The sequence below is a fragment of the Pseudomonas sp. P4_C3 genome, from assembly GCF_056402075.1.
In genome coordinates, this window is record NZ_JBFUIC010000235.1 from 1 (window position 1) to 6,983 (window position 6,983).

The following is a 6,983-nucleotide window of genomic DNA, read 5'->3' on the forward strand; positions in this document are numbered from 1 at the left end:
GTTTCCGCCACGGTCATGTTGAAGTACTGCTTCACCAGCCAGAAACCGGCGTCGTTGACGTGGGACAGGATCAACGAACCTGCACCAGTGGCCAGCACCAGCAACTCACGGTTCACACCCGGAATCATCCCCACCACCGGCACTACGATACCGGCACCGGTAATGGTCGCCACGGTCGCCGAACCGGTCGCGATACGAATCACCGCTGCCACCAGCCAGGCCAGCAGGATCGGCGAGATCTGTGCAGCCACCGCCATGTGACCGATCACATCACCCACACCGCTGGTTACCAGCATCTGCTTGAAGCCACCACCGGCACCGATGATCAGGATGATCGCGGCGGTCGGCGCAAGGCTCGCGTCCAGCCATTTGAGCATCTGTTGCGAACCAATGCCCTGCTTGTAGCCGAAGGTGTACAGCGACAGYAGCAACGCCAGCAGGAGGGCCGAGATCGGGTGACCGATCAGGTCCATGAAGGTGCGGAAGAAGTTGCCGTCCGGCAGCACCACATCGGCAAAGGTCTTGAGCAACATCAGGAACACGGGCGACAGCACAGTGATCAGGGTAATGCCGAAGCTAGGCAGATCGCCTGCATTCTCATCGCGCACCAGTTGATCCACCAGTTCCTGATTCGGATGACCAGGAATGTGCTTGGCAATGAACGTACCGAAGATCGGGCCAGCGATGATGGCAGTCGGCAACGCAACGATCAGGCCGTACAGAATGGTTTTGCCGATGTCGGCACCGAACACACCGATGGCCAGCAGCGGACCCGGGTGCGGCGGCACCAGGCCGTGCACGGCGGACAGACCGGCCAGCAACGGGATACCGATCTTGATGATCGACACGCCAGTGCGGCGGGCCACGATGAACACCAATGGGATCAGCAGCACGAAGCCGATCTCGAAGAACAGCGGAATACCGACCAGGAACGCAGCGAACATCATCGCCCACTGCACCTTGTCCTTGCCGAAGGCGCGGATCAGCGTCTGCGCAATCTGATCCGCACCGCCCGATTCGGCCATCATTTTGCCGAGCATCGTGCCCAGCGCGAGGATGATGCCGACAAAGCCAAGCACGCCACCGAAGCCGTCCTGGAACGCCTTGATGATGGTGCCGATCGGCATGCCGGAGGTCAGCCCGAGGAAAGCTGCGGCGATGATCAGGGCAATGAAGGGGTGCAATTTGAACTTGGTGATCAGGACGATAAGCCCGATCACCGTGACCACTGCATCGAGCAGCAGGAACGTCTCGTGGGACATGCCAAACATTGGGGGTGTCTCCTGGTTGTTGTTGTTATTAAAGCGGGTTGATCAGAAGTCGTGAGGACAGCGCTGTCTTTGCAAACACAGTCATACCGCCTGTTTCAGGCCGTTCGCCTGCCACCAGGCATGAGCCTGCGCCGCCAGTTGCTCGACGCTATGGGTCGAAGCATCCAGCGCCAGGGTCAACGGCTCGCCGACGGGCGATTCGAGGGTGGCGAACTGGCTGTCGATCAGGGTCGACGGCATGAAATGGCCTGGCCGATGGGAGACGCGGTCGGTGGCCACTTCGGGGGTCAGTTCAAGGAAAACGAAGCCCAGGCCCGGCAAGGCACTGCGCAAACGTTCGCGATAGATGTGTTTGAGCGCCGAACACGTCAGCACCGGGCGCTGGCCCTTGGCGTCGACACGGCGCAGTTCATCGCACAGGCTGTCGAGCCAGCCGGCGCGGTCTTCATCGTTCAGGGGGATCCCCGCGCTCATCTTTTCGATATTGGCGGCAGGGTGGAAAGAGTCGCCTTCAATGGCCGTGGCGCCGCTCAAATGGCACAGGGCCTCGCTGACGCACGTCTTGCCGCAACCGGCAACGCCCATGATGACCAGGGCGGTGATGGGATGATTCATGTAACACCTCAGCGCGCAGACAGCGCTACCTTTGCCAGTTATGACACTAGATCAAAAGCAGAAGTTGCCGACGCCTTTCTTGTCATTTTATGGGTTGCAGCAGGTTAGGTCCCGACACCAAAAAGCGAGGATCAGGCGAACCCTCGCTCACGCATTTGCAGCTGCATCGAGACAGCGCTACCTTAGTGCCTTGAATTTTGTTTGGCAAGCCGTCGATGAACACAACCAAGAACGATAAAAATACCCGCACCACTGGCCGCCCTACCCTGAACGAAGTTGCCCGACTGGCCGGCGTCAGCCCGATCACCGCCTCCCGCGCCTTGCGGGGCGTCAGCACCGTGGCCACCGAGTTGGTGGAAAAAGTGCAGAAAGCGGCGCTGGAACTCAACTATGTGGTCAACCCTGCCGCCCGCGCCCTGGCCTCGGCCCAGAGCCAATCGGTGGTGGTGTTGGTGCCGTCGTTGTCCAACCTTTTGTTCATCGACACCCTGGAAGCCATTCATCAGGTTTTGCGCCCCAAGGGCTTCGAAGTGCTGATCGGCAACTTCCATTATTCGCGCGATGAAGAAGAAAACCTGCTGCGCAATTACATGGCCTATCAACCGCGCGGCTTGTTGCTGACGGGCTTCGACCGCACCGAAAGTTCGCGGCGGATGATCGAGGCCAGCAACATTCCTTGCGTGTACATGATGGAGCTGGACAGCGCGGCCGGGCTCAATTGCGTTGGCTTTTCGCAACTGGCCGCGGGCGAAACGGCGGCCGAACACTTGCTGTCTCGCGGCCGCAAACGCCTGGCCTACATCGGCGCGCAACTCGACCAGCGCACCTTGCTGCGTGGCGAAGGTTTCCGTCGCGCCCTGCAAAAGGCCGGCCTGTATGACCCGGCGCTGGAAGTGCTGACGCCCCGCCCGTCTTCGGTCGGCCTGGGCGGCGAATTGTTCTTGCAGATGATCGCCAGCCACCCGGATGTCGATGCGATCTTCTTCGGCAACGACGACTTGGCCCAGGGCGCGCTGCTCGAAGCGATGCGACACGGGATCAAGATCCCCGAGCAAGTGGCGATCCTCGGCTTCAACGATCTGCCCATGTCCGAACACATGGTCCCGCGCCTGAGCAGCATCAACACCCCACGCGAAGCCATCGGCCGCCGCGCGGCGGAACAGATGCTGACGCTGATGGCCGGCAATACCGTGGCCAAACCGGTGCAAGACATGGGGTTTGAGTTGAAGGTGCGGGAGAGTACTTAAAGACACGTTCGGCGACACGGATCACGGTAACCAACCCAGAAAGACGAACCATCCGTAATTGATGGGAACCAATGCAACATACGTAATGAATGCAAGCGCAAGACTCAATCGTAACGCTGCCATGAAAGGGATTCTTCCCATTTCAATAGCGAGAACAATCGGAGAGGCTTGGTAAGGCAGGAGCGGTGTTGAAAATCCGATGACCTGAATCATTAGAACACTAAGTAACGGCAGTCCGGATGCGGTGGCTAACGACTGTGCCAAGGGAGTAAATAACGCTGGTACTCCGTTCGCTGTAACCACAAAATTTAGCAGCGTGGAAAAACCTACGATTGAGGTGTAGCTGCCGAACGGTGAAGCCGGATCCAACGGTGCGAGGGTAAGTACTTCATTACCAATTAATGTTCCAAGTCCGCTTTGTCCTACAAGTGCGGCGAGTCCGAGGATTGCTGCGACATAGACTGCCGTCCGATGGTTTACCTCTTGACCAAACTCTTCACTGGATACAAAGCCGATTCGTGGAAGGAGGCATACGCAAGCTGCCACGAGACCGACCCATGCAGGGGAAATGCCGTGTAAGGAGTCAGTAAGCCAGAGTCCCAGAGTCATCAAAAGAAGGATACCCAACCTCTTTTCCTTAGGACTCAAAGGGCGAGCAGGTTCCACCTCTGTGCTTTTTCCCGCTTTATCTGGAAACAACCAGACGATACATGCACATAGTGCAAGCCCCTTGAGAATGCCAAGTACGGGTGCATGCAATATCAGATAAGGCAGATAGGATAACTGCAACCCGTACGTGGTATCGATGGCCCCCGCCATGACAAGATTTGGAACGTTCGCCGGCAGAATGGATGCCGAAAGCTGGAAGGTTCCAAAGCCGACAGCAAGTGAAAGACCAATACGCCCTGGACTTTTCTCCCTGAAACCCACTCGATCAGCAAGCGCCAGGACAATCGGCATCAGTAGCGCAATACGCCCCATATTGGAAGGCATAACAAAAGCGAGTGCGTAAGTGAGGCCGACAATTCCAAGTACCATTTGTGGATATGATCTGGAAAGATGAACCGCGAGCACCCTCGCACATCGAGAAGCCAATCCTGTCTTGCGGATAGCGATTCCAATGACATAGCCACTGATAACGAGCCAGAATGCGGCCGAGGTAAACCCAGAGAAAATCAAGGAAGCAGGAGCGACATGGAGGATCATCGCGGTCGCGAAGAACATAAGTGCAGTCAAGTACTCAGGAAATCTACGTGTTGCCCATAGCGCGATTGTCACAGTTACCAAACCGGCCACTGTTATGAGTTGAACATCCATATCACTTCCCTATGTTCCGCGGACTCGGTTTACATCTTGAATTTTCTCAGTTCCTGAGGTCTGACTTCATAGCTGGGTTTATAACAAGTCCAAGGCAAAATATCGGCTGGTCTGAACGATTTTTTCGCGCTCCTCGAAACTCGTCAATTGAGCTGCCATGGCGCTGCTATCCCCTGAGCGTTTGATTTCAGCCAAAACGATTTGCATCGCGTGTATTGCAGCACGCTGCATATCCGAAGGAATGATGACGAGCTGGTAGCCAAGAGAGGACAGCTCTTCAATGGGCATTAAGGGAGTCTTGCCACCGTAGAACATATTCATCAGTTTTGGCCCAGGGATGCGTCGGGCAATCGTGCGAATTTGATCCAGTGTCTCCGGGGCTTCTACGAAAATCATGTCTGCACCTGCCTTCACATACTGCTCGGCTCGGCTTAACGCAGACTCAAAACCTTCTGACGCAATTGCATCGGTACGGGCAATAATCATGCAGTCCTGATCGATCAGGGTATGGCGTGCAATTCGAATTTTCCGGCACATCTCGCTTACGTCTATTAACTTTTTGTCATCCAGATGGCCGCAGCGCTTGGGAAACGATTGATCCTCAAGGTGGAAGGCGGCGACACCGGCACGCTCAAGAGCTCGAACCGTGCGCTGAACATTGGCTGATCCCCCAAATCCCGTATCGGCGTCTGCAATCACTGGCAAGCCACTTGCTTCAACAATTTTCCCGATCCGTTCTAATACTTCGCTGAAGCTCAGTAGACCGATGTCCGGGTATCCAGCAGCACGTGCTATCGCACCACCGCTGGCATAGACCGCGTCGAAACCTGCCATGGCAACTAGCCGAGCGGATATACCGTCATAGGCGCCTGGTGCTATCACGGAAGAACCCAAGGATAGTTTTTCACGCAATTGTCGAGTTGGTTTCATATGAAATGCTCCTAATTCTCGGACCGTCAACGTTATGACCAAACCACTGGCGGTATCTTGGTCCAGAAGAAGCATGGCGCTACACAAACAAAATGTCTAATATTTAGAAAATACAGAATTGGTATCTTTGGAGTCCTAATTGGAACTCAGGCATCTACGTTATTTCGTCGTTACGGCCCAGGCGGAGAACTTCACACGAGCAGCCGAACAACTTGGGATCGCCCAACCCCCGCTTGGACAGCAAATACGTGATTTGGAGGATGAAATTGGTACGCCGCTTTTTCACCGGGTAGGACGCGGCGTCATACTCAGTGATGCTGGCAGGGTATTCCTGGTATTGGCACAAGATATTCTTGCACGTGCCGTGGACGCCCAAAAAAATGCGCGGCGCGCCGCACGAGGAGAGATCGGCTCGTTGAACCTGGGGTTCACCGAATCCGCTTCGTTCAACGATACCGTCACCGGTTTGATCAGCCGTTACCAGCGACAACACCCCAAGGTGGAGGTAAACCTTGAGGAGAACGATAGCGAATCGCTTATTTCCAGGCTCGGCCGTGGAGAAATTGACGCCGCGTTTGTCAGGCCTCCGTTTGCTATGGGCGGCGACATTGACTTCATCACCTTATCCGAAGAACCACTTATTGTTGTCCTGCCTGACGGCCACCCATTAACGTCACGCAAGCGTCTGTCGCTTGCTGATTTACGGCAGGAGAACTTCATCCTGTATTCACGCAAATCCGGTTATGGACTGAGTGCGGATATCGTGGCCGCTTGCCGGCAATCCGGGTTCAATCCGACCATCCGTCAGCAGGCACCCCAACTATCTTCCGCTGTAAACCTGGTATCTGCCGGGATGGGTATTGCGGTAGTACCCGCATCGATGCAGCGAATTCAACGCGCTGACCTGCACTACAGAGCACTTCAGCTTGATTGGCCGAAGGCGATACTTGGATTGGCCACGCGAAAATCGAATCAGTCAACCGTAGTCAAAGACCTGATCAGTTCGACGAGAATCGAAACTCCGTAGTTGACCCTCTGATACAGACCATATTATTCCCGGGCTGCAACTGCCTGCCCAAGACCCGCAGCGCGAAAAAAACATGGGGTTTAAGTTGAAGGTTCTCCAGAGCACCTGAATCAACACTGTCCATTGTGGTGAAGGAGATTGCTCCCTCACCACAGCTGCGCACTATTCCTGCGGATCGAGGTTATCCAGCACTCGATTCACCGCCAACTCGGCCAGCATGATGATCTGTGCAATCGCCAATACCGTATTGCGCTGGCTACCTTCCAGAAACGTAGCAAAGTCATTGGTCATGACGCTCGCCGATGCCAACGATTCGCAGGCGTGCGCCAACAGAGTTTCGTTATTGATGCCGGGTGAGATGGAGAACATTGGGCTGGGATTGCGTGGGGGGTTCGGCGTGGGTTTGAACATGGTGATACTCCTAGAGTGATGGAGCTGCCACGATTCGCTGCTAGACGAAAATAGGGTGGCAGCCGTGCGCGGGCTAGCAGACCAGGACTCTAGAACCCGGTAGACCTGAAGGTCTTCCCGCGCACAGCCGCCATAACATGAACTGACAGGCATAAAAAACACCTG

7 protein-coding genes are annotated in these 6,983 nt (G+C 55.6%); 2 read left to right on the forward strand and 5 right to left on the reverse strand.

The window, feature by feature from the left end:
* Window positions 1–1,271: GntT/GntP/DsdX family permease (locus AC1DVH_RS24095; RefSeq protein WP_477755927.1), on the reverse strand; the 1,271-nt coding region annotated here is incomplete at its 3' end.
* Window positions 1,272–1,352: 81 nt separating this feature from the next.
* Window positions 1,353–1,886 carry a gluconokinase gene (locus AC1DVH_RS24100; RefSeq protein WP_477755928.1) on the reverse strand — a complete coding sequence of 178 codons (534 nt, stop codon included), beginning with the start codon at window positions 1,884–1,886 and terminating at the stop codon, window positions 1,353–1,355.
* 215 nt (window positions 1,887–2,101) lie between these two features.
* Here AC1DVH_RS24100 and gntR point away from each other — a divergent pair, with 215 nt between their 5' ends.
* The gene (gntR, locus tag AC1DVH_RS24105) at window positions 2,102–3,133 is read left to right on the forward strand and encodes an HTH-type transcriptional regulator GntR (RefSeq protein WP_477755929.1); all 1,032 of its coding nucleotides are present in this window, start codon (window positions 2,102–2,104) and stop codon (window positions 3,131–3,133) included.
* Between the two features lie 21 nt (window positions 3,134–3,154).
* Here gntR and AC1DVH_RS24110 read toward each other — a convergent pair whose 3' ends face one another.
* Together AC1DVH_RS24110 and AC1DVH_RS24115 are read right to left on the reverse strand one after the other, a co-directional pair.
* Window positions 3,155–4,450: an SLC13 family permease gene (locus tag AC1DVH_RS24110; RefSeq protein WP_477755930.1), complete on the reverse strand. Its 1,296-nt coding sequence runs from the start codon at window positions 4,448–4,450 to the stop codon at window positions 3,155–3,157.
* 78 nt (window positions 4,451–4,528) lie between these two features.
* The gene (locus AC1DVH_RS24115; protein ID WP_477755931.1) at window positions 4,529–5,455 is read right to left on the reverse strand and encodes an isocitrate lyase/PEP mutase family protein; all 927 of its coding nucleotides are present in this window, start codon (window positions 5,453–5,455) and stop codon (window positions 4,529–4,531) included.
* Window positions 5,456–5,519: 64 nt separating this feature from the next.
* On the opposite strand from AC1DVH_RS24115, the gene AC1DVH_RS24120 reads away from it, so the two are divergent.
* On the forward strand, window positions 5,520–6,407 hold the full coding sequence (locus AC1DVH_RS24120; RefSeq protein ID WP_477755932.1) for a LysR family transcriptional regulator: 888 nt from the start codon (window positions 5,520–5,522) through the stop codon (window positions 6,405–6,407).
* Between the two features lie 162 nt (window positions 6,408–6,569).
* Here the strand turns inward: AC1DVH_RS24120 and AC1DVH_RS24125 are convergent, their stop codons facing one another.
* Window positions 6,570–6,818, reverse strand: coding sequence for a DUF6124 family protein (locus tag AC1DVH_RS24125; RefSeq protein WP_477755933.1), 249 nt, complete (start codon window positions 6,816–6,818; stop codon window positions 6,570–6,572).
* Window positions 6,819–6,983 lie beyond the last annotated feature (165 nt).

What these genes read in the sequence shown, in the direction of transcription:
- AC1DVH_RS24100 (WP_477755928.1), bottom strand. Translation starts at nt 1,886, where the DNA reads ATGAATCATCCCATCACCGCCCTGGTCATCATGGGCGTTGCCGGTTGC.
- gntR (WP_477755929.1), top strand. Translation starts at nt 2,102, where the DNA reads ATGAACACAACCAAGAACGATAAAAATACCCGCACCACTGGCCGCCCT.
- AC1DVH_RS24110 (WP_477755930.1), bottom strand. Translation starts at nt 4,450, where the DNA reads ATGGATGTTCAACTCATAACAGTGGCCGGTTTGGTAACTGTGACAATC.
- AC1DVH_RS24115 (WP_477755931.1), bottom strand. Translation starts at nt 5,455, where the DNA reads ATGCTTCTTCTGGACCAAGATACCGCCAGTGGTTTGGTCATAACGTTG.
- AC1DVH_RS24125 (WP_477755933.1), bottom strand. Translation starts at nt 6,818, where the DNA reads ATGTTCAAACCCACGCCGAACCCCCCACGCAATCCCAGCCCAATGTTC.